General features: G+C 65.9%; 21 protein-coding genes and 4 pseudogenes. 15 read left to right on the top strand and 10 right to left on the bottom strand.

What is annotated here, in order from left to right:
• Position 1 precedes the first annotated feature (1 nt).
• Positions 2-1,531 (top strand): annotated as a pseudogene (locus tag J7024_RS05560) (MFS transporter).
• An 81-nt stretch (positions 1,532-1,612) separates the two neighbouring features.
• A pseudogene (locus tag J7024_RS05565) lies at positions 1,613-1,708 on the top strand (transposase); the annotation flags it as partial.
• 37 nt (positions 1,709-1,745) lie between these two features.
• Here the strand turns inward: J7024_RS05565 and J7024_RS37435 are convergent.
• From J7024_RS37435 to J7024_RS05575, 3 genes are all read right to left on the bottom strand, one after another.
• A complete protein-coding gene (locus tag J7024_RS37435; RefSeq protein WP_442861895.1) occupies positions 1,746-2,069 on the bottom strand; it encodes a transposase in 324 nt (107 codons plus the stop codon).
• Positions 1,975-2,991, bottom strand: coding sequence for an IS256 family transposase (locus J7024_RS05570; RefSeq protein WP_442861896.1), 1,017 nt, complete (start codon positions 2,989-2,991; stop codon positions 1,975-1,977). The genes J7024_RS37435 and J7024_RS05570 overlap by 95 nt, the downstream gene beginning before the upstream one ends.
• Before the next feature lie 315 nt (positions 2,992-3,306).
• Entirely contained in the window at positions 3,307-4,158 is an 852-nt protein-coding gene (locus J7024_RS05575; protein WP_124827024.1) for an IS110 family transposase, read from the bottom strand.
• Between the two features lie 12 nt (positions 4,159-4,170).
• On the opposite strand from J7024_RS05575, the gene J7024_RS05580 reads away from it, so the two are divergent.
• The 3 genes and pseudogenes from J7024_RS05580 to J7024_RS37440 form a co-directional block, all read left to right on the top strand.
• On the top strand, positions 4,171-4,371 hold the full coding sequence (locus J7024_RS05580; RefSeq protein ID WP_124827025.1) for a transposase: 201 nt from the start codon (positions 4,171-4,173) through the stop codon (positions 4,369-4,371).
• A gap of 26 nt (positions 4,372-4,397) precedes the next feature.
• Positions 4,398-4,766, top strand: coding sequence for an IS3 family transposase (locus tag J7024_RS05585; protein ID WP_175750819.1), 369 nt, complete (start codon positions 4,398-4,400; stop codon positions 4,764-4,766).
• Positions 4,767-4,775: 9 nt separating this feature from the next.
• A pseudogene (locus J7024_RS37440) lies at positions 4,776-4,940 on the top strand (integrase catalytic domain-containing protein); the annotation flags it as partial.
• An 81-nt stretch (positions 4,941-5,021) separates the two neighbouring features.
• On the opposite strand, the pseudogene J7024_RS05590 reads toward J7024_RS37440, so the two are convergent.
• From J7024_RS05590 to J7024_RS05600, 3 genes and pseudogenes are all read right to left on the bottom strand, one after another.
• Positions 5,022-5,564, bottom strand: a pseudogene (locus J7024_RS05590) (HD domain-containing protein); the annotation flags it as partial.
• Positions 5,565-5,673: 109 nt separating this feature from the next.
• The gene (locus tag J7024_RS05595) at positions 5,674-6,231 is read right to left on the bottom strand and encodes a helix-turn-helix domain-containing protein (RefSeq protein WP_124827027.1); all 558 of its coding nucleotides are present in this window, start codon (positions 6,229-6,231) and stop codon (positions 5,674-5,676) included.
• Between the two features lie 62 nt (positions 6,232-6,293).
• Positions 6,294-6,941 (bottom strand): hypothetical protein, encoded by a 648-nt coding sequence (locus tag J7024_RS05600; protein ID WP_124827028.1) that lies wholly within the window; start codon positions 6,939-6,941, stop codon positions 6,294-6,296.
• A gap of 372 nt (positions 6,942-7,313) precedes the next feature.
• Here J7024_RS05600 and J7024_RS05605 point away from each other — a divergent pair, with 372 nt between their 5' ends.
• From J7024_RS05605 to J7024_RS05615, 3 genes are all read left to right on the top strand, one after another.
• On the top strand, positions 7,314-8,717 hold the full coding sequence (locus J7024_RS05605; protein WP_124827029.1) for an HdeD family acid-resistance protein: 1,404 nt from the start codon (positions 7,314-7,316) through the stop codon (positions 8,715-8,717).
• Positions 8,718-8,811: 94 nt separating this feature from the next.
• Positions 8,812-9,390, top strand: a complete 579-nt coding sequence (locus J7024_RS05610) for a hypothetical protein (RefSeq protein WP_124827030.1) — start codon at positions 8,812-8,814, stop codon at positions 9,388-9,390.
• 130 nt (positions 9,391-9,520) lie between these two features.
• Positions 9,521-10,252 (top strand): ribonuclease T2, encoded by a 732-nt coding sequence (locus tag J7024_RS05615; RefSeq protein WP_124827031.1) that lies wholly within the window; start codon positions 9,521-9,523, stop codon positions 10,250-10,252.
• A gap of 55 nt (positions 10,253-10,307) precedes the next feature.
• On the opposite strand, the gene J7024_RS05620 is transcribed toward J7024_RS05615, so the two are convergent.
• Both J7024_RS05620 and J7024_RS05625 read right to left on the bottom strand, forming a co-directional pair.
• Positions 10,308-10,943, bottom strand: a complete 636-nt coding sequence (locus J7024_RS05620; RefSeq protein ID WP_124827032.1) for an isochorismatase family cysteine hydrolase — start codon at positions 10,941-10,943, stop codon at positions 10,308-10,310.
• Between the two features lie 215 nt (positions 10,944-11,158).
• Entirely contained in the window at positions 11,159-12,418 is a 1,260-nt protein-coding gene (locus J7024_RS05625; protein ID WP_234744849.1) for an IS256 family transposase, read from the bottom strand.
• Between the two features lie 140 nt (positions 12,419-12,558).
• Between J7024_RS05625 and J7024_RS05630 the strand changes: the two genes are divergently transcribed.
• Entirely contained in the window at positions 12,559-12,942 is a 384-nt protein-coding gene (locus J7024_RS05630) for a c-type cytochrome (protein WP_175751886.1), read from the top strand.
• 132 nt (positions 12,943-13,074) lie between these two features.
• Here the strand turns inward: J7024_RS05630 and J7024_RS05635 are convergent, their stop codons facing one another.
• Positions 13,075-13,989, bottom strand: a complete 915-nt coding sequence (locus J7024_RS05635) for a glutaminase (RefSeq protein ID WP_124830016.1) — start codon at positions 13,987-13,989, stop codon at positions 13,075-13,077.
• Positions 13,990-14,213: 224 nt separating this feature from the next.
• Between J7024_RS05635 and J7024_RS05640 the strand changes: the two genes are divergently transcribed.
• The 3 genes from J7024_RS05640 (at position 14,214) to J7024_RS05650 (ending at position 17,038) form a co-directional block, all read left to right on the top strand.
• Positions 14,214-14,924 (top strand): response regulator, encoded by a 711-nt coding sequence (locus J7024_RS05640; RefSeq protein WP_124830017.1) that lies wholly within the window; start codon positions 14,214-14,216, stop codon positions 14,922-14,924.
• A gap of 70 nt (positions 14,925-14,994) precedes the next feature.
• The gene (locus J7024_RS05645) at positions 14,995-16,125 is read left to right on the top strand and encodes an ATP-binding protein (protein ID WP_124830018.1); all 1,131 of its coding nucleotides are present in this window, start codon (positions 14,995-14,997) and stop codon (positions 16,123-16,125) included.
• 289 nt (positions 16,126-16,414) lie between these two features.
• Positions 16,415-17,038: an FMN-dependent NADH-azoreductase gene (locus tag J7024_RS05650; protein WP_124830019.1), complete on the top strand. Its 624-nt coding sequence runs from the start codon at positions 16,415-16,417 to the stop codon at positions 17,036-17,038.
• Between the two features lie 61 nt (positions 17,039-17,099).
• Here the strand turns inward: J7024_RS05650 and J7024_RS05655 are convergent, their stop codons facing one another.
• Entirely contained in the window at positions 17,100-19,499 is a 2,400-nt protein-coding gene (locus J7024_RS05655) for a patatin-like phospholipase family protein (RefSeq protein ID WP_175751888.1), read from the bottom strand.
• Between the two features lie 269 nt (positions 19,500-19,768).
• Between J7024_RS05655 and J7024_RS05660 the strand changes: the two genes are divergently transcribed.
• From J7024_RS05660 to J7024_RS05670, 3 genes are all read left to right on the top strand, one after another.
• On the top strand, positions 19,769-20,803 hold the full coding sequence (locus J7024_RS05660; RefSeq protein WP_124830021.1) for a rod shape-determining protein: 1,035 nt from the start codon (positions 19,769-19,771) through the stop codon (positions 20,801-20,803).
• A gap of 204 nt (positions 20,804-21,007) precedes the next feature.
• Positions 21,008-21,670, top strand: a complete 663-nt coding sequence (locus J7024_RS05665; protein WP_124830022.1) for a YdcF family protein — start codon at positions 21,008-21,010, stop codon at positions 21,668-21,670.
• A gap of 415 nt (positions 21,671-22,085) precedes the next feature.
• Positions 22,086-24,311, top strand: a complete 2,226-nt coding sequence (locus tag J7024_RS05670; RefSeq protein WP_175751890.1) for an amylo-alpha-1,6-glucosidase — start codon at positions 22,086-22,088, stop codon at positions 24,309-24,311.
• The last annotated feature ends 97 nt before the right edge of the window (positions 24,312-24,408 follow it).

Here is a 24,408-nt window from a genome sequence, read left to right on the forward strand (position 1 = left end):
CATGACGCTATCCGACTCCCGCAGGAATGCGGTCGCACTGGCGGCCGTTTGTCTCACGTCGCTGATGTTCGGCCTCGAGATCTCGAGCGTGCCGGTGATCCTGCCGACGCTCGAACACGTGCTGCACGGCGACTTCAACGGCATGCAGTGGATCATGAACGCGTACACGATCGCGTGTACGACGGTGCTGATGGCGGCCGGCACGCTCGCCGACCGGTTCGGCCGCAAGCGCGTGTATGTGATCGGCACCGTGCTGTTCGGCGCGACATCGCTGCTGTGCGGGCTCGCGCCGAACGTGCCGGTGCTCGTCGCCGGCCGGCTGCTGCAGGGCGCGAGCGGCGGCGCGATGCTGATCTGCCAGATCGCGGTGCTGTCGCACCAGTTTCGCGAAGGGCGCGAGCGTGGCCGCGCATTCGGGATCTGGGGGATCGTGTTCGGGATCGGTCTCGGTTTCGGGCCGATCGTCGGCGGCGCGATCGTCGCGCTGGCGAACTGGCCGTGGGTGTTCCTCGTCCATGCGCCGCTCGCGGCCGTCGCGCTCGTGCTGATCGGTGGTGCCGTGCAGGAGTCGCGCGATCCGCATGCGGGCACGCTCGACGTCGCCGGCATCGTTACGCTGTCGCTCGCCGTGCTCGGGCTCGCGTTTTACATCACGCAAAGCGCGGAGTTGGGGCTCACGAGCGCGGCCGGCCTTGGCGTGCTCGGCGCGACCGGGCTCGCGGCGGCCGGGTTCGTCGTCGCGGAGCGCGTGAGCGCGCGGCCGATGTTCGACTTCTCCGTGTTCCGGATCCGCGCGTTCACCGGTGCGATCTTCGGTTCGATGGGGATGAACTTCAGTTTCTGGCCGTTCATGATCTACCTGCCGATCTGGTTTCAGGTCGCGCTCGGCTACGACAGCGTGACGGCCGGCCTCGCGCTGCTCGCGTATACGCTGCCGACGCTCGTCGCGCCGCCGTTCGGCGAACGGCTCGCGCTGCTACGGGCCGGGGTCGTGATTCCGGGCGGCTTGTTCACGATCGCGGCCGGCTTCGCGCTGATGCCGGGATCGGCAGCGGTGTCGATCCGCGAGCTGGCTCACGATGCTGCCGGGCTGCGTGGTCGCCGGCATCGGGGCTCGCTGCACGCCGGTCCAACCACGACGACGGGCGCGGTGCCGAGCGCGCGGGCCGGTATGGCGTCCGGTATCGACATGAGCGCGCGGATGATTTCGCTCGCGCTGAACATCGCGGCGATGGGTTTCGTACTGGTCGCGGGGATCGTCGCGAGCCTGAAGGCAGGCGTCGCGGGGGCGGTCGATGCGGCGGCGCTGCGCACGCTTGCGCAGGAGATCGCGGCGGGGCGCACCGACGGGCTGCAGGCGATCGCACCGGCGCTTGCAAAGGCCGATCCGGGCGGCACGGCGCTGCATGCGGCGCTCGTGCACGGGTTTGGTTGGGTGATGGTGTACGGCGCGGCCGGCGTGGCGTTGCTAGCGACCGCAAGTGCGGTGGCGTTCGCGCCGGTGCGGCGTGGGGCGACGGTGTGTGAATGATGGGGCAGGTGCGCGGTGACCTTACCCCTCTGAAGTATCCGACGGTAAAGTTAGTGGCAAGGCCGCAGGAGAACCCTTGTCATGAAGAAGTCGCGGTTCAGCGAAGAGCAGATTATCGGGGTGCTGAAGGAAGCCGACGCAGGCATGAAGGTCGCAGACCTGTGCCGCAAACACGGGAGGTATCCGGAATTTAGTGTGTGAGGCGGGTTGAGATTCAGACTCCAATGTTGAATCGTTCCGGGTAAAGCAGCGCAAACTGGGTCATCGCGCTCTTCCAATCGTGCCGGGAACCGGTCCACTTGGCCACGACGTTGCGCAGCGCCAGCCAGATCAGTTTGAGCGCGGCCTCGTCCGACGGGAAGTGGCCGCGCGCCTTGATGATCTTCCGAAGCTGCATGTGCAGCGACTCGATCGCGTTGGTCGTGTATACAATTTTCCGGATGTCAGGTGCGAAGGCGTAGAACGGAATCACCTGATCCCAGGCCCGGGCCAGGGGCGGCAATCGGGGGGTATTTCGTACCCCACGGGCTCGCGTCACGCATCCAGCGCCACGGTGGCCGCTTCGGCCGACGGTGCCCGATAGACCTCCTTGAGCGCCGCTGCAACCGATTTCCTGTCTTTCCAGCTGGCGAAGTCCAGCGAGTTCCGATCAGATGCACGATGCAGGTCTGGACCGTCGTTTCCGGGAACACCGTGTTGATCGCTTCCGGGAAGCCCTTCAAGCCATCGACCACGGCGATCAGGATGTCCTGCACGCCGCGCAGCTTCAGGTCGTTCACCACCCGCAGCCAGAACTTGGCCCCCTCGGTCTGCTCGATCCAGGCCCAGCACGTCACGCGTGCCGTCGCGGCGCACGCCCAGCGCCAGGTAGATCGCCTTGTTGCGCACAACGCCTTCGTCGCGGATCTTGACGCAGGCCGTCGAAGACTGACCGGATACATCGGCTCGAGCGGCCGCTGCTGCCACTCACGCACTTCGTCGATCACCGCGTCAGTGACGGTGCTGATGAAGTCCGGCGACACTTCGATGCCGCCCTCTCCTGCAGGAAGCCCTGAATCTCCACCGCTCATGCCGCGGGCGGACATCGCGATGATCTTGTCGTCGAAGCCGGTAAAGCGCCGTTCGCCCTTGGCGATCAGCACCGGATCGAAGGTGCCTTCGCGGTCGCGCGGAATCTCGACGTCGAGCAGGTCGTCATCGGTCGCGATGCGCTTGCGGCTGGTGCCGTTGCGATGGTTCGTGCTGCCGGCCGGCTTGGCTTCGCCCTTCTCGTAGCCGAGGTGGTGGGCCAACTCGCCGCCCAGTGCGCGCTCGAAGATCGCCTTCTTGAGCGCCGCGAGCTGCTCGTTGATCGTCGCCCGGTCCAGCGTTCCGGGCACCAGTTGCTTGATCAGTTCCGGGTCCAGGTTCAAGCCCTTGCCCGGTTCTATCGTCACTTCTTCCTTGCGTTTGCGTGGCATAAAAGTGGCTCCTTGGCCGTCAGTTTATGCATCACACACAAAAGACCGGATAGGCTCCAAACACGGCATATCGGATGCGACGTTCTATATATATGGACTGCTCCCAATAGCAAACGGAATTGACAGCCACGGAAGTCGATTGCGTACATATATCCGGCGTCAGGGCAAAGCCCAGCGCCCAACTGGAGTTCCGCGCGTGCAGGCCTCAACAACTGGAAGACCTCGAGGGCCGTTATAAAAGTCAGGTTCCCTGCTCGCCGGATCGACCGGAGTGCCATTCGTCAATTCATCAACGCATCGTAGTGACGTCGGGAGCTACACTGCTTTCTGATACGACTGGCCGGTTGCAAGCATCGACCAGATGACACGGGCCATCTTGTTCGCGATCGCCACGATGGCTCGATTTGCGCATCGCCTGGCCTGCAACGTAAGAGCCCAGGTGTGCTTTCTGTCGTGTTTGGTCGGTGCGGTTCGGAGTACTGCGCGTGCACCGTGTATGAGTAAGGTCCGTAAGTGTCGGTCGCCTCGCTGGCAGGTCTCGCTGGCCTTGAACACTGCATCGATACGCCTGTCGAATCCGGTGATGCGTTTGTCCAGTTCGCGCAACTGGTCCATCAGATCGGCCAGTATCTCGCGCGCGAGTGGCGTTAGGGCGTTCGTGATGTCTGCGACGATGGCCGGAATCCCCCGGCGCGCATGCGTGATCGATTGCGCGAATACGATGCCTCGCTCTGCGAGAATGCCGCGCATCTGACTCACCAGCCCGGTCCGATTGCTCACGAGGCGACTACGAGCGCGGTGAAGACTTTGAACATCTTGTTGCTCGACGGACTTGATTGGCACGAACCGCATTGATGGTCGCTGCAATGCCTCGCAGATCGCCTCAGCATCGTTGCCGTCAGTCTTGTTGCCCTTCACGAAAGGTTTCACGAATTGCGGGCTGATGAGTTTTACCGTGTGGCCTTGCTGCTGAAACTGCCGTGCCCAATGATGGGCGCTTGAGCAGGCTTCCATCCCGATAGTGCATGGTGCAAGTCGAAGAACCAGTTCAGTCGGTTGGGCGTGGCCAACGCGACGTCGCAGCACAAGCGTGCCTGCGGCATCCACGCCGTGCAGTTGGAAGACATTCTTTGCAAGATCGATGGCAAGGAACCGAATAATTTCCATGACGATACTCCTATGAACGGTAACGTCAGCAGTTACGATACGCCTGCCGGAGCAGTCCATACCATTAACTGGCGTAGCCGTTACGGCGGCATGGATGTATCGGAAGCGCGACGATTGCGGCAACTAGAGGAGGAAAATCAGCGGCTCAAGCGGCTGGTGGCCGACCAAGCGCTGGACATCCAGGTTCTGAAGGACGTTCTCGGAAAAAAGTGAGTTCGCCCGCGCAGCGCCGAGAAGTCGTGCAACAGGTAATTGAACAACACGACTATTCGGAGCGCCGGGCGTGTGCGCTCATTGGCCTGAATCGCCGAACGTTCCGGCGGCCGGCGCCGCCTGACGCCGACCACGAAGTGCGGCAACGGCTGCGCGAGCTGGCACAGGAGAGGCCACGGTTTGGCTCGCCCCGCCTGCATGTCTTGCTACGTCGAGAGGGTCTGGTCCAGAACCACAAGCGCACTGAGCGGCTGTACCGCGCAGAAGGCCTATCGCTTCGCCTGAAGCGTGGAAAGAAACGCCCGAGTCATCTACGCGTGGTCATGCCGACGCCCAACGGCGCAGACGAAAGCTGGGCGATGGACTTTGTTGCTGACGCGCTGGTGCATGGCTGACGCATACGCATGTTGACGATCATCGACACGCGGAACCGCGAGTGCCCGCACATCGAGGTCGACTTCTCGCTAACGGGTGTACGCGTGGCGCGTGTGCTCGAGCAGTTGCGGCAACGAGGACGATGTCCCAATCTGATTCAGGTGGATAACAGGCCGGAGTTCGTCAGCAAGGCGCTCGATGCCTGGGCGCACGAACATGGCGTCAAGCTGCAGTTCATCCGTCCAGGCAAGCCGGTGGAAAACGCGCACATCGAAAGCGTCGATCCTGCTTCGGGTGTCCGCATCGACGATCGGGCGGATCGCCGCGAACAGCGGCGCGGCGTCGGTGTAGCACCGGCCGTAACCGAGATTGAACGCGTAGTCGAAGTCGGGCGGGTTGCTGCCCCGGTTGTGCTGCAGAATCGTTTCGAGCTTGTCGAGCGCCTTCGCCGCGCGCGCTTCTGGCGACGCGGCGGCCTCGTATTCGTCCCACAGCGCGCGATCGAGGCCGGCCGTCAGCGTCAGCAGGTCGTCGCGTTCCTGCGTGCTCTTGTCCGGATGAGCGGTCTGCTCGATCGCGGGGATGTCGCCGTGCAGCGCTTCGCCGAGGTCGTGCACGACGCACAGCTTCAGCAGTTTCAGCGTGTCGACGTTCGACAGCGCGTCGGCGAACGCGAGTGCCATCAGGCACAGCCGCCAGCTGTGCTCGGCCGTGCTTTCGGGACGGCCGGACGAAGTGTGGCCGCTGCGCAGCACGTCTTTCAAGCGTTCGGTTTCGCGCAGGAAATCGAGCCGCGCGTGGAGGGTGTCGAGGGTCATGGCCGAAGGATTGCTTGAATCGAGCCGCCAAGCGTACGCCGCGCGGACGCGATGCGTCCACGCATGAAATATGTGTGCCGAGTGCCGAGTGCCGCGGCAGGCGTGAGCGCTACAGTGTTTCGACGAGTCGCGCGGCGGAGCCGTCCGACAGCATCATCCGCGTCCACCGGCAGGTGCTGCCGCAGATCGGCACGACGCGCGACGCATTGGCGCCGGTCGCGAATTCGACGCTCGGCGGCCCGGCGCGATCGTGCCAGCCGAGCGGATCGAGCGTGGCCTCCATGCGGACGATCTCCGGCGACGCGTAGCGCCACAGCGACGTGCCGAGCAGCATCGACAGCGGCAGCGAGAACTCGGCCGCGCGCGACGGCGAGCACGCGAGCAGGCGGCGCGTGAGGTCGCAGACGAGATGCATGCGCCCCGTGCTGCCCGCGATGAGCCGCGCGAGCGCCTGATCACCCGCCGAATCGAGCCGCGCGGCAAGCAACTGCTCGGCGGTCGCGCGCTCGTCGGGCGACATCTGCTGGATGCCGGCTTCCCAGCGCGAGATCGTCGATTGCGCGACGCCGAACAGTTCGGCCGCATGGCTCTGCTTCACGCGGTGCAGCGCACGCCAGCGCTTCAACTGCGGGCCGAGCGGCGGGGTGTGAAGCGGCGAGGGCGTCATGGCGATGCTCCGGTTTGCGTGCGTGGTGCGCGTGCAGGCATGGCGGCCGTCGACGGTGGCCGTTACATGATCCGCAGGCCGCCGTTCGCCTGGATCGCGACGAACGCGATCGGCACGAGCACGATGCCGCCCAGCACGAGCACGCCGTCGGCGGCGACCGTAACCGGCGTCGCGAGGATCCGCAAGCCCATGCCGACTGCGGACGGCGATTCGGTGATGTACACGACATAGCGTTGATTGAAGGCCTGCGCCGTCTTGTCGTTGACCTTGTCCTTGGCGGCGAAGCCGTCGGTCGAGTAGCGCTTGCCGCTGATGTCGCCTTCCAGCACGAGACCGGCTTTCGCGACGGTGAAGCCGTCCGCGGCCGCGGCCTGTTGATCGTCCGACGACGCTTCCTTCGGCAACACGATCCGGTAGTGGCCCGTCACGCTGCTGCCGCTCGCGTGGAAGCCGGCAAACGCGGTGTGCAGCGCCTTTCGGTAGCCGGACATCAGCACGGGCCGCAGTGACGCCGGGAGATCGAAGATGTAGTGGTAATCCGTGCCGAGGACGACGAGCTTCTTGCCGTCTTCGGTGATCATGAAGGCGGATACCTGTTCGTGGTACTGGCTGTCCTTGTATAGCTTCGGCGTGAAACAGCCGGACAGCGGGAGGCAGGCCGAAGCCATGCCGGCGGCCAGCAGGCGCCGGCGCGTGATCGATATGCGCATTTCTTGTTGTCCCGTCTTTGCGGTTTGGAGCGGCTTTCGCCCTCGGAGCCGCGATTCTCGCGTATCCGGCGCGCGTTGTCGAACGGGAAATCTGCCGCGGCAGCGAACGGTGTGCGGCGCGAACTGCGGGTTCGGCCGTGTGCGCGGACGATCCGGGGCCGCGCCGGCATGGTTTTCGGCGGGCTTTCAACTGGCTCCTCCATATCTTATTATTCGGCCAGAGCGGCGCGCGCCGGCCGTGATCGGTCATGTCGACGCATGACGCGCCGGCAAGCATTGCCGCTTTTTGATTGCCGCGCCTTACGATGTGCGGTCGACAAGACACGGAACGCGTGACCAGCGCGTATCCCGAAAAGAACCTGAGAGGGTGCGATGGTCCGATTGGTCTTGCTGCTGCTGGGCATCGAATATCTGCGAACGCGCTGGCGCGGGCTGACCGTGCTGGGCTGGCTGTGGGTTGCCGCTGGCGTGGGTATCTTCGTCGATGCGCTCGACGGCGCGCTGCATTTTCCGATCGAGCTGTTCGCGTGGCTGTTCCTGATCGAGGGGCTTGCGACGCTCGCGGTGGCCGGCAGCGGCGTGGGCGGCCAGCGCATCCTGCGCTACGTGAAGGGCATCGTGGTGGTGGTGGCCGCCGGACTCGTGTTCGCGGGTCATCATCATGGCCACTTCCTGCTTTCGATGATTTTCGGCACGCTGTTCCTTGTCGACGGGGTGCTGCAATGCACCTCCGCATGGATGGTGCGTTACCGGCGCTGGAACGTCGCATTCGCATGGGGCGTCGTCGAGATCCTGCTCGCGATCTTCTTCTACCAGCCGTACCCGACCCACTATGCGGGCACTGTGCCGTACTGCCTCGGGCTGCTGCTGATGTTCGGCGGGATGCACATGCTGAGCCTCGCCGCGCGCGTGCGGCGGCTGACGCGCAACCCGGCGTTCGTCACGTCGCCCGCGCCGGCGATCGTGCCCGACATCGACGCCGCACCGGACATCCCGCGCTTCACGCAATCCGAATGGGATGGCCCGCCGGCCGATCACGAGCACGCGCTCACCGTGCACGTGTGGACGCCGACCGGCACATCGAAGGCCGAAGCGCAGCGCTATCCGGTGATCGACCGCTACATCGCGGCGGTGGACGTCAATGGCGTGATCTCGACCGGCCATGCGGCGCTCGAGTCGCCCGAGGGCATCTACATCAGCCTGTATCCGGCCGTCGAAATCGATCGTTCTCCGGACGAGTTCACGCGGATCCTGCGCGCGACGCGCGAGAACGACGTGCCCGGCCTGTTTCAGCCCGACTACGCGACCGAGTCGAAGGCGTGGTGCCCGTCGACCGTGCGCGTGCGAATCCGTAACTACGATCCGGCGAAGCTGGACGCGTTCTGGTCGTCGTATCGGCAGACGGTGACGTACAACCTCACGCACCGGAACTGCTCGAGCACCGTGTCGAACGCGCTCGAAGCCGCGCTGGATGGCGCGGTGTGGCGGCTCAAGGGCACGCGGGCCGGGTGGGGCGCGTTCGTGCGGCTGCTGCTCACGCCCGAGCTGTGGGTAGCCGCGCAGATCCGCAAGCGCGCGGTGACGATGGCATGGACGCCCGGGCTTACGCTCGACTATGCGCGCGCGCTCAGCATGCTGGCCGATCCGCGGCCGTTCGCGTGGTGGAAGGTCGCGCGCTCGGCCGTGAAGGCGATCATGGCGTCGCGCCGTGCGTGGCGCGAGCAGGACAGTGCGGCATTGTCGCCGGGCGGATCGGAAGCCGCGTCGATGAAATAATCACGTGGCGCCGGACGAGGGTCCGGCGCGACAGGGGCCGCCGTCGGGCGATTCGGCGCCGCGCCCGCCATCAGAACCTGCATGACGAACAACAATGATCACGACGAGCGCATTCCGCATCCTGATTCCCGTTTCCGTGGCGCTGGCGGGCGTCGGTCTCGCGCATGCGAGCGCCGACGAGGTGCCGCGCATGAGCGATGACGTTTACCGCACGTCGGTGTCGTTCTGCTCGAACGTCGCGGCCGACCAGAAGATCGAGTGCCAGGGCGACATGATCGCCGCAGGCAGCCGGATCGTCGCGGCGATCGGCGGCCTGCCGCCGTCTTCCGCCATCACGATCGACGAGGCTGCGCGCGGCAAGCTGCCAGCCGCGGAACGCAAAGGGCTCGCGCCCGTCGAGGCCGGCGCGATCGACAAGGACGATGACCTGGCCGGGCTGGCCGGCATGGTGCGGCTGTGCGACGTGTACGAATCCGAACCGGCGTCGCGCGCGCGGCATCACACCGCGCTCAAGCAGCAGGCGCCGGATGCGGCGCCGCGCGTCGAGGCACTGCTGGCCGATTCGTCGACGGCGGCGCGCCAGCGCGTGAGCATCGGCGTGTGGCAGATCCTCGCGCTCGAAGGCCCCGAGTCGGCCGCGCGTGCGTGCACGCAGCTCGGCAGCGGGTCGTGAGCGGCGGGCGAACGAACATATTTCGTTCATCTTCATATTGATGCCATCTGGCAGCGGCCACAATCGCGGGCAGCCATTCGACAATCTTGCGGCGCATCCTGCGACCGCAAGCCTTTTCCGAGGAAACGCCATGCTCAAGATGCTCGCCCGCGCCGCGGCCGCACTCGCCGTCGCATCCGCCTCGCTCCATGCCGCCGCTCAGACCAGCTACGACTACCTGCTGCTCGCGGCATCGTGGGAGCCCGGCTTCTGCGCGTCGCACGACACGCCGGAGTGCGCGAACCTCGCCGGCTCGTATGCGGCGACGAGCCTGTCGCTGCATGGCCTGTGGCCGAACAGGTACGACGGCAACCAGCCGTTCTACTGCGGCGTGCCGCAGAGCGACGTCGATCTCGACAACGGACACCAGTGGTGCAGCATGGATGCGTATCCGGTCAGCACCGCGACCCGCAACACGCTGTCGACGTACATGCCGGGCGTCGCATCGTGTCTCGACAAGCATGAATGGTTCAAGCACGGCACCTGTTCGAATTCGGCATCGCCCGATACGTACTGGAACCAGGCGACCGGCATGATCAGCCGGCTCGGCAACACGTCGTTCAACGCTTATCTTCAGGCGAACGCCGGCAAGACCGTGACGCGTAATCAACTGCTGTCTGCGTTCGAAGGCGCGTTCGGCAGCAATACGCGCAGTGCGGTGTCGCTGAAGTGCACGAAGACCAACGGCGTCAGTTACTTCACCGAAGCGTGGATCGCGGTGAAGACGAACGCGACCGCGCAGTTTCCGGGCGCGGCATCGCTCGTGACGGACGGCAATACGCAGGGGACGTGCCCGACGTCGGGCGTATATGTCGCGAAGTGATGCGGGATGCGCCGGCCGGAAAGGTTTAGGTCGGCGCAGCGCGGGCGTTATGTGGCTATGCGAGCAGCCGAAGTGCGTCCGCGAGTGAAAGCACCGTCGTGCGTGTCTCGAACGCGGTAGCGAACAGATGCTCGTGCACGACCTCGTCCGGGTCGTAGCAGCAGTCCTTCACCGTATAGAGCCGGAAATCGGCGTCGCTTGCATGCGCAACCGACGACAGCACGACACCGGTCGATGCGATCCCGACCAGGATCAGCGTGTCGATGCCCTGCGCGATGAGTCGCGGCTGCAGATCGGTGCGGAAGAACACGCTCGCGCGATGCGCGGCGATCAGCGGCTCGCTGTCCAGCCGTCCGAGCTCCGGGCACGGGCCGTCGTCGACGAACAGGCCGAGCTGTTTGATCCCCTGGCCGTTCTTGTTGCGCGGACTGACTTCCGGATAACCGGGGCTGAAGTGGAGATTCGCGAAACAGACGTGGACGCCGGCGGCGCGCGCCGCGTCGCACAGCTTGCGTGTGTTGGCGAGCAGGGTGGGGGCGGCTGACGGGAAGAGGCCGAGGATGTCGGTCTGGTAGTGCATCACGATCAATGCCGTCTGGGCCGGCACGATCGGTGGAAGCGGCGCGTGCGTGCGGCCGTCCGGGCCGGTGTGGTCGTTCGTTGCGGCATCTGAAGCGTGTTCCGGTTGCATGACTGATGCTCTCCCATGAGTCACTTCGGTGTTTTCAGAAAATCGATCGCTACGGATACGTCGTGAACCATTCCATTCGAGCGCCAACGTGCCGGGGCTCGGGCAATATAAACCGACATGTCATTGCGGGGGCGAGCAAGCGGGCGAGTGTCGGGTTGGCTTCGACGGGAGAGTTCGGAGGTATCCGGAATTTAGTGTGTGAGGCGGGTTGAGATTCAGACTCCAATGTTGAATCGTTCCGGGTAAAGCAGCGCAAACTGGGTCATCGCGCTCTTCCAATCGTGCCGGGAACCGGTCCACTTGGCCACGACGTTGCGCAGCGCCAGCCAGATCAGTTTGAGCGCGGCCTCGTCCGACGGGAAGTGGCCGCGCGCCTTGATGATCTTCCGAAGCTGCATGTGCAGCGACTCGATCGCGTTGGTCGTGTATACAATTTTCCGGATGTCAGGTGCGAAGGCGTAGAACGGAATCACCTGATCCCAGGCCCGGCGCCAGAGGGCGGCAATCGGGGGGTATTTCGTACCCCACGGGCTCGCGTCGAACGCATCCAGCGCCACGGTGGCCGCTTCGGCCGACGGTGCCCGATAGACCTCCTTGAGCGCCGCTGCAACCGATTTCCTGTCTTTCCAGCTGGCGAAGTCCAGCGAGTTCCGGATCAGATGCACGATGCAGGTCTGGACCGTCGTTTCCGGGAACACCGTGTTGATCGCTTCCGGGAAGCCCTTCAAGCCATCGACCACGGCGATCAGGATGTCCTGCACGCCGCGCAGCTTCAGGTCGTTCACCACCCGCAGCCAGAACTTGGCCCCCTCGGTCTGCTCGATCCAAAGGCCCAGCACGTCACGCGTGCCGTCGCGGCGCACGCCCAGCGCCAGGTAGATCGCCTTGTTGCGCACAACGCCTTCGTCGCGGATCTTGACGCGCAAGGCGTCGAAGAACACGACCGGATACATCGGCTCGAGCGGCCGCTGCTGCCACTCACGCACTTCGTCGATCACCGCGTCAGTGACGGTGCTGATGAAGTCCGGCGACACTTCGATGCCGTACATCTCCTGCAGGAAGCCCTGAATCTCCCGCACGCTCATGCCGCGGGCGTACATCGCGATGATCTTGTCGTCGAAGCCGGTAAAGCGCCGTTCGCCCTTGGCGATCAGCACCGGATCGAAGGTGCCTTCGCGGTCGCGCGGAATCTCGACGTCGAGCAGGTCGTCATCGGTCGCGATGCGCTTGCGGCTGGTGCCGTTGCGATGGTTCGTGCTGCCGGCCGGCTTGGCTTCGCCCTTCTCGTAGCCGAGGTGGTGGGCCAACTCGCCGCCCAGTGCGCGCTCGAAGATCGCCTTCTTGAGCGCCGCGAGCTGCTCGTTGATCGTCGCCCGGTCCAGCGTTCCGGGCACCAGTTGCTTGATCAGTTCCGGGTCCAGGTTCAAGCCCTTGCCCGGTTCTATCGTCACTTCTTCCTTGCGTTTGTGTGGCATAAAAGTGGCTCCTTGGCCGTCAGTTTATGCATCACACACAAAAGACCGGATAGGCTCGAGAGTTCGGACAAGAGCGGCCATTTCGCGATTACGAGTTTATACTCCCCGGCCCGGCAATCTGCGTGATACGACAAGGCCAAATGAAGGCAAGAGAATTGTTCATTGCTTCGCTAGGAGCGTTGGTGTTGATTCAACCTTCACCATCCTTCTCGCAAGACATCAACGGGAAAAATCTCTATATACAGAGATGCGCTATGTGCCATGGCGCAGACATCAAGGGCACCGGGCCATTGGCCAAGAAAAGCAATCCTGCCACGCCTGACCTCACAACTGCAGCGTTCAAAAAGCGACTCCGTGATTATCCAGGCGTCATTGTTTCATCGGTAATACTTCGTCCGAACGGGGACCTGATTCCGAGAACTTTGAGGGAGAACGGCGTAAAGCTGGCGCCGCACTCCTGGACCGTTCAGGATTTTCGCGATCTGAATAAATACATGAGCGACGTGATTTCCCAAAGCCCATGATTCCGTGTTGACCGTCTGGTCGCGATGGGTCGATTGCCGCCGATGGCCGAATTCCACCATCGAGCAAGCCGGCGCGCGCCGAAACGAATCTGCTGCCACAGCGCCAGGCGAGGCACGCTCGACTTCGACGCCTCAAAAAATCGACCGCCCCGTATACGTCGTCAGCCACTCCAGCGCCAACGTCCCCGCCAGCGAGTTCCCGTTCGCATCAAGCCCCGGCGCCCACACGCACACGGCCATTTCCCCCGGCAGCACCGCAACGATCCCGCCGCCGACGCCACTTTTCGCGGGCAAGCCAACGCGATAAACGAAATCGCCCGCCGCATCATAAGTGCCGCAAGTCAGCATCAACGCCGACAGCCGCTTCGCCGAACTCGCATCGACGATCCGCTCGCCGGTAACCGGCGCGACACCACCATTCGCGAGAAACAGCGCGGCTTGCGCGAGTTCGACGCAGTTCATCGTGATCGCGCATTGCCGGCAATACGCATCGACCACCGTCTCGGGCGGCATCTGCATGTTGCCGAAGCTCGCCATGAAATGCGCCATCGCGCGGTTGCGTTCCGCGTGCTGGAGCTCCGACAGCGCGACGCGCGAATCGTAGTCGATATCGACCGCGCCGATCAGGCGCCGCACGAATTCGACGAGCGCCGTCTCGGCCCGCACGAAACGCCGGCACAGCACGTCGGTGACGACCAGCGCACCGGCGTTGATGAACGGATTGCGCGGCTTGCCGCGCTCGCTTTCGAGCTGCACCAGCGAGTTGAATGCGTTGCCGGATGGCTCGCGGCCGACCCGTTCCCACAGCGCGTCGCCGAGCATCTGGAACGCAAGCGTGCATGCGAACAGCTTCGAGATGCTCTGGATCGAGAAACGCTCGTGCGCGTCGCCGACCGTGTAAACGTTTCCATCGAGCGTCACGACGGCCATCCCGAACTTGTCGGCGGGCACTTTCGCGAGCTCGGGAATGTAGTCGGCGACGCGTCCCTGGCCGATCCAGGGGGCGAGTTCGGTATGGATGCGTTCGAGGATCGGCTGGTAGTTCATCACGTGAGGCAGGGTGGGCGGGTGGCCCGGATTCCAGGGAGCCCGTATGGAACCGTTTCGGCGCCGATTCGTCAAGCGCGACAGTAATCGTGCCCCTATTTTCCAGATCTCCAAACAGGCGAACGGCGGGCGCAGTATCATGCGGTACGTTTCGGCCGATGGCCGGCAGCCGGTGCAAGCCGTTGCCGCCGCTGCGGTCTCTCCGTATGATCCGATCGCCGCCCATGTCTTTTCACATCCTGCTCGTCGAAGACGACACCCGCCTGTCCACGCTGATCGCCGGTTACCTGCGCAAGAACGACTATGAAGTCGACACTGTGCTGCATGGTGACGCCGCCGTGCCGGCGATCCTGTCCATGCGCCCGGATCTCGTCATTCTCGACGTGAACCTGCCGGGCAAGGACGGCTTCGAGATCTGCCGCGAGGCGCGCAAGCAGTACGACGGCGTGATCATCATGGTGACGGCCCGCGACGAGCCGTTCGACGAGCTGCTCGGTCTCGAATTCGGCGCGGACGACTACGTGCACAAGCCGGTCGAGCCGCGCATCCTGCTCGCGCGGATCAAGGCGCAGTTGCGCCGCGCACCGGCCCGCGCGGCGGAAGGGGCGGCGCCGCAACCGGAGCGCTACACGTTCGGCCAGTTCTCGATCGACCGCACCGACCGCTCGGTCGTGCTGCCCGGCGGCGACTCGCCGGACCTCACGTCGGCCGAGTTCGACCTGCTTTGGGTGCTGGTCTGTCATGCGGGCGAAGTCGTCAGCCGCGACGACCTGATGCTGCAGTTGCGCGGGGTCGAATTCGACGGCCTCGACCGTACGATCGACGGCCGCATCTCGAAGCTGCGCCGCAAGCTGCGCGACGATGCGAGCAACCCGCAGCGGATCAAGACGATCCGCAGCAAGGGTTACCAGTTCAGCAAGCACGCGTGGGAATGACACCGCCCGCGTACTGCACCGTCTGCCGCCGCGCGCCCGCGTTGCCCGATACCCCTGACCGGAAGCCGCGATGATCCGACGCACCCGTTCGCACCCTGACGCACCGCCGCTTTCGACACTGCGCTATGTTAAATGGCGCTGGCTGCATTTCCGTCGCGCGTGGACGGACACGCGCGCCGACCGCATTCCGAGCTGGTCGCGCCTGTACGTGCGCACCTACCTGCATCTGCTCGGCCTCGTGCTGCTGACCGCGCTCGTGCCGGCGCTCGCGCTGTGCGTCGTGCTGTCGCCGGAGGTCGTATGGCACGCGTTCGACGCGCTGCCGGGCGACATCTGGATTGTGCTCGCGTTCGTGTTCACCGCGCCCGCGCTGGCCGCGTACCGGTGGATGCGGCCAGTGTGGTCGGATCTCGTGATGGTGCGCGAGCGCGCGATCGACTTCACGGGCGGGCGCTTCAACACGCGCGCGCGGGAATCGCACAGCGTGATCATCGGTCCGCTCGCGCGCACGCTCAATGCGCTCGCGATGCGCATGGAACGGCTGATCGCCGCGCAGCGCGATCTGACCAACGGGATCTCGCACGAGTTGCGCACGCCGCTCGCACGCGTGCGTTTCGCGCTCGAAATGCTGCGCGAACCGGGCTCCGCGGCGGAATACCACGGTGCGCTGGAAAGCATCGCGCAGGACGTGACCGAGCTCGAAGAGCTGATCGACATGAGCCTCACGTATGCGCGTCTCGAGTACAGCTCGCTGCAGTCGAACCTCGAACTGACCGCACCCGTCGCCTGGTTCGAGCATCAGGTCAACGACGCGCAACTGCTGTATCCGGAGCGCGCGATCGAGTCGCGCATCGCGCTCGAATCCGACCTGCGCGTGAAGATGGACCGGCGGCTGATGTCGTACGCGATGCGCAACCTGCTGCGCAATGCGAGCAAGTACGCGGCGTCGCGGATCGTCGTCGGGATTTCGATCGACCACGGCAACATCGCAATCTTTGTCGAGGACGATGGCCCCGGCGTGCCGGAGAGCGAACGGGAGCGGATCTTCGACGCATTCGTGCGGCTGGACCGCCGCACCGGCGGCTACGGGCTCGGCCTCGCGATCACGCGGCAGGTGCTCCATGCACACAATGGCCGGATCGCGGTCGTCGATCCGGTCGAACTCTGCGGCGCGCGGTTCGAGATCAGCTGGCCGATCTAGCGATACGCCGCACGCGCGGGTCGACCCGCGGCGGCAACGATCATCGCGACGGTGATCCACATCGGTGTCGCGGCGCGTCGCCGACTTTCCCCGCAAGACCTTTCTCATCCCGTGATCGCATGAGGTTGCATTTGCAACTCATGTGCACCTTGCTATACGATTGCATTTGCAATTATTTCGCGGGCAGCCCCCTGAAAGCATGAAGCAGGCGGCCTGCGCAGCAGCAGTGAGGCCGGGGCGGCCGCGCTTGCCGTCCTTCGTTCATGCATTCCTGTCGGGATCACGCATCATGCGGCTACTGAATATCGTTTCCTCTCCCCGCGGCGCAAGGTCGGCTTCGATCGCGGTCGCCAACGCATTCGTCGACGCGTGCCGCAACACGCACGAATCGGTCGACGTCGATACGCTGAACGTATGGGAAGAAAACTTGCCGGATTTTGACAGCGACGCGATCGGCGCCAAGTACAAAGGCGTCGCGAACGAGCCGATGGATGCGGCCGAGCAGGCGACATGGCTGCGGATCCAGGCGCTCGTGAGGCGGTTTCAGGCGGCCGACCGGATCGTCGTCGGCGTGCCGATGTGGAATTTCGGCTATCCGTACAAGCTCAAGCAACTGATCGATCTCGTCAGTCAGCGGAACATGCTCTTCACGTTCGACGGCAGCGCGTACGGCCCGCTGCTGAAGATTGCGCGCGCGCTGGTCATCCATGTTCGCGGACAGAGCCAGGAAACCGGCGCGGATGCCGGCAATCCCGGATTCCGGCATCAGGCGGACTACATCGAGTTCTGGCTGAAGTTCATCGGCGTGCGCGAGGTCAGCAGCGTGAGTGTCGAACACACGTGGAATGCCCGGGCGCAAGACAGCATCGAACGCGCGCAAGCGTGCGCGGCGGCGATGGCCGCGGACTTCTGATCGAGGCATGCGCGCGACGCGCCGCATGCGCGGGTGCCGCCGTGGCGGCATCCGCGATCGCTCAATACGTGCGGCCGAGCTGCAGGTAAATGTTGCGCCGGCCGCCCGGTGCGAGCGCGACGCCCATGTACACGGGGCCGAACGCGGTCGACAGGCTCGTGAAGAACGTATAGCTCTGCTTGAGCGTGCCGCCGCCGATCTGCTCGCCGCTCGACCACACGTTGCCGACTTCCGCGCTGGCGCCGATCGACAGCGCCTTGACCGGCGACGCGTTGAACGTCATCAACTGATTCATGTAGGTCACGTTGCCGTATGCGAGCGCGTTGCCGTTCAACTGGTCGGCCGCGTAGGCGGCCAGATGCTGGAAACCGCCGAGCGTGAAGTTGAACGCGTTGATCAGGTTGGTGCCGCCGATGCTCTTGCCGCCCTCGATCGTTGCGCTGATGCTGTGCCGGCCGAACTGCTGCGCGATCATCGCCTTGCCGTAGAGCTCGGTGTATGGTCGGTTGTCGCCGCCGAAGAGCATCGCCGACTCGCTGTTGTGCGACAGCAGCGAGCGCTCGACGCGGAACTCCGTGTAGTACCCGCGGCGCGGGAACATCGGATCGTCGAGCTGGTCGATGACGAGCCGCGCGCGGGCGGTCAGGGCCTGCGACGTGAAGCTCGGCCACAGCAGCGTCGAGCCGCCGTCTTCGTCGGCGGCCGACGGCAGGTTGTAGTTGGGCGAGCCGTGACCGGTCGCGTAGCCGAGGCCGATCCGGAAGTCGCCGAGGCGGGCGAGCGGCAGGCCGAAGTCGATCCCGGCGCGCGCCGTCTGCATCAGGTACTGGTTCAGTTTCACCTCGCCGCTGTCGTCGTACAGGTTCGCGTAGCGGCGTTGATATTCGGCGTACGGCGAGAGGTAATAGCCGTACGTCGACGACAACGGCTGGCGCAACTCGACGCGCGCCGACTGCAGGTCGCTGCCGATCGTCGTATCCGCGCGGAACTCGAGGCCCGATTCGGTGAGCCACGGCCGCCGGTAGCCGACGTGCAGGCGGAAGCCTCCTTCGTCGGTCGAACTGCTCGACATCCCGACGCCGAACAGCAGGAAATTCGGCCCCCAGTATTTCTCGCGCGCGTTGATTTCGAGCACGTTGTCGTCGCCGTGGCTCACGATCTGCTGCGTCACGCTCTCGAAATTGCCGCCGGTCGTCAGCCCGAGCAGATCCTGGCTGACGGTTGCCGGATCGTAGGTGTCGCCCGGCTTCACGTGCAGCGCGTCGGCAACGACGCGCTTCGGCACGCCGCCGGTCGTCTTGATGTCGATGCGCGTGATACGGATCGGCGGCGGCAGCGGTTGCGCATGCGCGGAGCGGTACACCGCGTACTGCTCCGGTGTGAGCGCGAAGCGCTTGAGCCGCGGCAGCGCCGCGGTCGCGGCGGCCGCGCCGGCGGCGATCGCCTGGCGAGCGTTCTGGAAATCGGTGAATGCGAGCGAGCCAAGGTCGGGCGTGAGCAGGATGTCCTGCGCGTCGAGCTGCTTGCGCTGCGACGTCACGTTCTGGCGGATCAGGATGCCGACCATCTGCTGCATCACGTCGGCCGGCGACGCGAGCGCGTCGAGCGGGCGCAACTGCGAGCCGATGTCGACGGCGATCACGACCTTCGCGCCCATCTGCCGCGCGGTGTCGACCGGCAGGTTGCTGACGAGGCCGCCGTCGACGAGCGCGCGGCCGTTGATCTCGGCCGGCGCGAACAGGCCGGGCATCGCCATGCTCGCGCGGATCGCGAGCGGCAGCGAGCCGTGGTCCAGCACGACCATCTGGCCGGTCTGCAGGTCGGTCGCGACCGCGCGATACGGAATTGGCAACTGGTCGAACGGCTGGTTGGTCGGCACGGCGGCCGTCCAGTTCGCGAGCAGCGCCTGCAGCCGGTTGCCCTGCACGAGGCCGACCGGCGCCTTCACGCCTTTCTTGCCGAAACCGAGCGTGAGCCCGTTGATGTAAAGGCGCTCGTCCTCGCGGCTGCTTTGCGGCAGGTCCGCGCGATCGGTCACGTCGAACGCGATATCCGCGAGGTTCACCTCCGACAGCCGCTTCTGCATCTCGTCGGCTGCCATCCCGCTCGCATACAGGCCGCCGACCACGGCGCCCATGCTGGTGCCCGCGATACAGTCGATCGGAATGCGGTTCTCTTCCAGCACCTTCAGCACGCCGAGGTGCGCATAGCCGCGTGCGCCGCCGCCGGACAGCACAAGGCCGACCGACGGACGTCCGGCCGGGCCGCCGTCGGCCGTGCAGGTCGGCGCGGGCGCGGCGGCGCCGGGTGCGGTTGCCGGCGCAGTGGCGGCGGTGGCGGCGCGGGTGGCAGTGTCGGCGGCCGGCGAGGGCTGCGCGGCGACGGTGCAGCACCAGAGCGCGACGAGTGTCGCGCCGAGCTGGCGCACCCCCAGCCAGCGGAGAGAAGCGGTCGCTGTCATGGTGGAGTATCTGGCGTGATCGGCATGGGACGCCTGCCAGGGAGCAGGCAAGACCGAGAGAGTACCGTGTTTTACGGACGCAACGCGAGGGGCGCGATGCGTAGTCGGGCATGTCGCAAAACGCGTTTTCGGCAATTTCGTCGCGAAAAAATCGTCGGAATTGCCTAAAGTATCGGAACGATTTGCCGCCAGGCGGGATGGGCGGCAAAGGCGCGCCGCGGGGATGCGGCCTGGCCGTTGCGGCCCGTTCGTCCAAAAAAAGGCTCGATATGTCGACACCGCTGTTCGGAAAGTTGTTTGCGCAACCCGTTGCGATCGACCCTGGAACGGCAAGTACGCGGATCTATACGCACGAGCGCGGCGTGGTGCTGAACCAGCCGTCGGTCGTGTGCTTTCGCAAGGCCGGCGCGTCCGACGCGCGGCCGACGCTCGAAGCGGTCGGCGAACTCGCGAAGGCGCTGCTTGGCCGCGAGCCGGGCCATCTGGAGGCCGTGCGGCCCATGCAGCACGGCGTGATCGCCGACGCGCACGCCGCCGAGCAGATGATCCGCCGCTTCATCGACATGTCGCGCACGCGCTCGCGCTTTGGCCGCCGCGTCGAGGTCACGCTGTGCGTGCCGTCGGACGCGACGGCCGTCGAGCGCCGCGCGATCCGCGAAGCCGCGTTCGCGGCCGGTGTATCGGATGTCGAACTGATCGAGGAATCGCTGGCCGCAGGGCTCGGCGCGGGCCTCCCGGTGACCGAGCCGGTCGGCTCGATGGTCGTGGACATCGGCGGCGGGACGACCGAAGTCGCGGTGATCGCGCTCGGTGGCATCGTGTACCGCGAGGCGATTCGCGTCGGCGGCAACCAGTTCGATGCGGCGCTCGTCAACCATGTGCGCAACCTGTACGGCGTGCTGCTCGGCGAACAGACCGCCGAGCACGTGAAGAAGACGATCGGCTCGGCCACCAGCGCGGTGCCACGCACGTCGACGCGCGCGGTCGGACGCAGCGTCGAGGACGGCCTGCCGCGCTCCGTCGAGCTGTCCAATCACGATGTGGCGGAGGCGCTCGCCGCGCCGCTCAAGCAGGTGATCCGCGCGGTGAAATCGGTGCTGGAAAACGCGCCGGCCGAACTCGTGACCGACATCGCGGATCGCGGCGTGGTGCTGACGGGCGGCGGCGCGCTGCTCGCGGATCTCGAACGCCTGCTGTACGACGAGACCGGCCTGACCGCGCGGATCGCGGACGAGCCGGCCACCTGCGCGGTGCGCGGCGCCGGCGAGGCGATGGGGCGGCTCGCGATGTGCCCGGTGGATTGAGACGGGCGCCGTACATGGCCCCCCGGCAACATTCGTTCAAAGTCTTTCGAATACCGAACATCCGCGCGCCCGAACGACGCGGGCTTCGTCCGGCATCGCGACTTCCCGCTGACATCGATACCTGGACACGTGCGCGCGCGCCGTGGCAGCATGCCGGGCCGCGTGCCGGACGAGCCGGCCGCGCATCTTTCCAGGAGTCCGACCATGTTGAACGAGCGTCCCGGGCGGGGCCGCGTAGCCCGCATCGGCCGTGTGCTGGCCGTTTTCGCCTGCCTGTGGGTGGTCGCGGCCGTCGCGCTCGTCGGATACGGGATGCGGATGCCGAGCAGGCCGTGCGATGTCGCCGTGATCTTCGGCAACGCGCTCGACGACAGCGGTGCGCCGAAACCGGTGCTCGCGGCGCGGCTCGACGTCGGCGTGCAGTGCTATCGCACCGGGCAGTGTCCGGCGTTTCTCGTCAGCGGCGCGCTCGATGGCCCCGGGCTGAACGAGGCGACCGCGATGCGCGACTACCTGGTCGCGCGCGGCGTGCCGGCCGAGCGGATCGCCGTCGACGACCAGGGCGACAACACACTCGCGACCGCGCAGCACGCGCGCGCCTATCTGCAAGCGCATGGCCTGTCGCGCGTGCTGATCGTCAGCCAGTATTACCACCTCGCACGGGCGCGCCTCGCATTCGAGCGGGTCGGCATCGCGCGCGCGGACATCTCGGCCGCGTATCCGCGCCGCTTCCAGTTGCGCGATGTCTATTCGAGCTGGCGGGAGGTGCCGGCGTATGCGATCTACGCGCTGCGCCTGTGGCTGAACCCCGATGCGCGGCCGATATCGTTCCGGCCGATGCTTTACCTGATGCGCCTGTTTTCATGAGGCGGTGCCTGCCGGGATTCGGTTCACGTCGACTAGTTCGTTTCTGTTGCGCGTCTTTTCGCCTTTTCTGCGTCGATTCGGCCGTGACTTTTCATTCGCGCTAATGGATCGCGGTGCACCGGTATCGCACGATTCGCGATTGTCGGGACTTTGGGCATCGTGCGGCGTGCGACTTTCGTCGGCATTCACGTTCGCGGAACGACTGCGCGCCGTGCCAGGTGTCGAGCGTGCCGATTGCTCGCGGCAACGCGATGCTCGGCAATATCCTCCGGAAGTTCTGGCCGGCGCGTAACCCGCGCGCGCATGCGGTGCCCCGCGACGCGCGGCGCGTCGCTGCGCGCGCTCCCCGTTCTGGCCTATCCTGTGCGAAACACGCGACGCGCACCGCGCGTTGCGTCTCGACACAGGAGCATCGATGCCGAATCACGCCGAAGCCACCACGACGCAGGCGCCGCAAGCCGCGCCGGCCCCCCCGACCCAGGCGTCGGGGCCCGCCTTCATCGCGCCCGAAGCCGACCCGCAGGCGCTCGCGCGCAACAACCAGTACGTATTGAAATCCGGCGACGCATTCGTGGTCAGCGATGCGCTCGGCGACATCGGCGGTCACGACGACGGCCTGTTCGTCGACGACATGCGCGTGCTGTCGAAATGGCGCCTGACCTTCGGCGGCCGCGCGCCGTCGCTGCTGTCGGGCGCGACGAGCGCCGACAACGCGTCGTTCACCGCGCACCTGACGAACCGTCCGCTGCCGCCGCTCGGCGGCCACGAAACGCCCGAGGGCGTGATCCATATCGAACGGACGCGCGTCCTCGCGGGCGACGTGCTTTACGAAGCGCTGACGCTGACGAACTACGGTGCGAGCGAGGCCGAGGTGCCGCTGTCGCTGTCGTTCGCAGCGGATTTCAAGGACATGTTCGAAGTGCGCGGCACGCAGCGCCCGAAGCGCGGAACCGTGGCCGCGCCGCGCGTCGACGAAGGCGCGGCGCGGCTGCGCTACGATGGCCTCGACGGCGTCGAACGCAACGTGACGGTGCATTTCTCGCCGGCGCCCGACGCGCTGTCGGTCGACCGCGCCGACTACACGCTGACGATCGCCGCGCAGGCGTGCATCTCGATCTACCTGACCGTCGACGCGACGCTCGGTTCGGCGCACGACGGCGCAGGCCCGGGATGCGGTCGCGTCGCGCTGCGCACCGCGCTCGTCGGCGTGCATCGCGAGATGCGCTCGCGCCGCGAGACGATGGCGCGCGTGAACACCGGCAATCCGCTGTTCGACGCGTGGCTCGACCGCTCGCTCGCGGATCTCGGGCTGCTGACGACCCAGCTCGACACCGGCCCGTATCCGTATGCGGGCATTCCGTGGTTCTCGACGCCGTTCGGCCGCGACGCGGTGATCACGTCGCTGCAGATGCTGTGGCTGCAGCCGTCGCTCGCGCGCGGCGTGCTGCGGTTTCTCGCTGAGCACCAGGCGCGCGAGACGTCCGCGTTCCGCGATGCGGAGCCCGGCAAGATCATGCACGAGTTCCGCCGCAGCGAGATGGCCGCGACGGGCGAGGTGCCGTTCGCGCTGTATTACGGCGGCGTCGACACGACTCCGTTGTTCATCGTGCTCGCGGGCGCCTATGTCGAACACACCGGCGACGATGCGCTGATCGACGAGCTGTGGCCAGCGCTCGAGCGCGCCGCGCAGTGGGTAACCGACAAGTGCGATCGCAATCCGTACGGGCTGCTCGATTACCAGCGCACGTCGGAGCGCGGCCTCGCGAACCAGGGCTGGAAGGACAGTCACGATTCGGTGTTTCACGCGGACGGCCGCTTCCCCGACGGGCCGATCGCGCTCGTCGAAGTGCAGGCGTATGCGTGCGCGGCGCTCGATGCGATGGCCGCGTGCTCGCACCGGCGCGGCCATGCGGCCGATGCGACGCGTTATGCGCTGCGCGCGAAGACGCTGCGCGACCAGGTCGAAGCGCTGTTCTGGATGCCGGAAGGCAAGTTCTACGGGATCGCGCTCGACGGTCACGGCGACCTGTGCCGCGTGTTCGCGTCGAACGCGGGCCATCTGCTCGCGTTCGGGCTGCCCGATGCCGAGCGCGGCGCGCAAGTCGCCGGCGTGCTCGGCTCGACGCTGTTCCAGACGGGCTGGGGCATCCGCACGCTCGCGGCCGGCCAGCCGCGCTTCAACCCGATGGCGTATCACAACGGTTCGGTGTGGCCGCACGACAATGCGTTGATCGCGCGCGGGCTCGCGCGCTACGGCGACAAGACGGCCGCGGTGAACCTGCTGCGCGCGCTGTTCGAAGCCGCGGTGAGCTTCGAGATGCGGCTGCCGGAGCTGTTCTGCGGATTCCCGCGCCGGCGCGGCGAACCGCCGACCGCCTATCCGGTGGCCTGCCTGCCGCAGGCGTGGGCGGCCGGTGCGCCGTTCATGATGCTGCAGGCGTGTCTCGGCGTGAGCGTCGATGCGGCGCGCCACGAGGTGCGCGTCGAGCGTCCCGCGCTGCCGGAAGGCGTCGACTGGTTGCGTATCGACGAGCTGCGCGTGGGCGACGAAACCGTGTCGCTGACGTTCCGCCGTGTCGACGGCCAGGTGGTCGCGGCGGCGGGGCAGCCGGGGCGCGTGAAGGTGGTCGCGGTGCTGTAGCCCGGGCGGGCGCACGGACGTTGCGCAATGTCGCGCCACGACCGTGCGCAGCGGCATAGAATCGTGACATGACCCTTGAACGATGGCGGAGGTACAT

It is taken from the genome of Burkholderia sp. WTPI3 (assembly GCF_021483755.1).
In the GTDB taxonomy this organism is placed as follows: domain Bacteria; phylum Pseudomonadota; class Gammaproteobacteria; order Burkholderiales; family Burkholderiaceae; genus Burkholderia.

Bases quoted from the DNA above. Each gene is read 5' to 3' on its own strand.
- J7024_RS05605 (WP_124827029.1), top strand. From the start codon at position 7,314: ATGGTCCGATTGGTCTTGCTGCTGCTGGGCATCGAATATCTGCGAACG.
- J7024_RS05625 (WP_234744849.1), bottom strand. From the start codon at position 12,418: ATGCCACACAAACGCAAGGAAGAAGTGACGATAGAACCGGGCAAGGGC.
- J7024_RS05600 (WP_124827028.1), bottom strand. From the start codon at position 6,941: ATGCGCATATCGATCACGCGCCGGCGCCTGCTGGCCGCCGGCATGGCT.
- J7024_RS05645 (WP_124830018.1), top strand. From the start codon at position 14,995: ATGATCCGACGCACCCGTTCGCACCCTGACGCACCGCCGCTTTCGACA.
- J7024_RS05650 (WP_124830019.1), top strand. From the start codon at position 16,415: ATGCGGCTACTGAATATCGTTTCCTCTCCCCGCGGCGCAAGGTCGGCT.
- J7024_RS05570 (WP_442861896.1), bottom strand. From the start codon at position 2,991: ATGCCACGCAAACGCAAGGAAGAAGTGACGATAGAACCGGGCAAGGGC.
- J7024_RS05610 (WP_124827030.1), top strand. From the start codon at position 8,812: ATGATCACGACGAGCGCATTCCGCATCCTGATTCCCGTTTCCGTGGCG.
- J7024_RS05655 (WP_175751888.1), bottom strand. From the start codon at position 19,499: ATGACAGCGACCGCTTCTCTCCGCTGGCTGGGGGTGCGCCAGCTCGGC.
- J7024_RS05640 (WP_124830017.1), top strand. From the start codon at position 14,214: ATGTCTTTTCACATCCTGCTCGTCGAAGACGACACCCGCCTGTCCACG.
- J7024_RS05665 (WP_124830022.1), top strand. From the start codon at position 21,008: ATGTTGAACGAGCGTCCCGGGCGGGGCCGCGTAGCCCGCATCGGCCGT.
- J7024_RS05615 (WP_124827031.1), top strand. From the start codon at position 9,521: ATGCTCAAGATGCTCGCCCGCGCCGCGGCCGCACTCGCCGTCGCATCC.
- J7024_RS05660 (WP_124830021.1), top strand. From the start codon at position 19,769: ATGTCGACACCGCTGTTCGGAAAGTTGTTTGCGCAACCCGTTGCGATC.
- J7024_RS05580 (WP_124827025.1), top strand. From the start codon at position 4,171: ATGAACGGTAACGTCAGCAGTTACGATACGCCTGCCGGAGCAGTCCAT.
- J7024_RS05575 (WP_124827024.1), bottom strand. From the start codon at position 4,158: ATGGAAATTATTCGGTTCCTTGCCATCGATCTTGCAAAGAATGTCTTC.
- J7024_RS05635 (WP_124830016.1), bottom strand. From the start codon at position 13,989: ATGAACTACCAGCCGATCCTCGAACGCATCCATACCGAACTCGCCCCC.
- J7024_RS05620 (WP_124827032.1), bottom strand. From the start codon at position 10,943: ATGCAACCGGAACACGCTTCAGATGCCGCAACGAACGACCACACCGGC.
- J7024_RS05630 (WP_175751886.1), top strand. From the start codon at position 12,559: ATGAAGGCAAGAGAATTGTTCATTGCTTCGCTAGGAGCGTTGGTGTTG.
- J7024_RS05595 (WP_124827027.1), bottom strand. From the start codon at position 6,231: ATGACGCCCTCGCCGCTTCACACCCCGCCGCTCGGCCCGCAGTTGAAG.
- J7024_RS05670 (WP_175751890.1), top strand. From the start codon at position 22,086: ATGCCGAATCACGCCGAAGCCACCACGACGCAGGCGCCGCAAGCCGCG.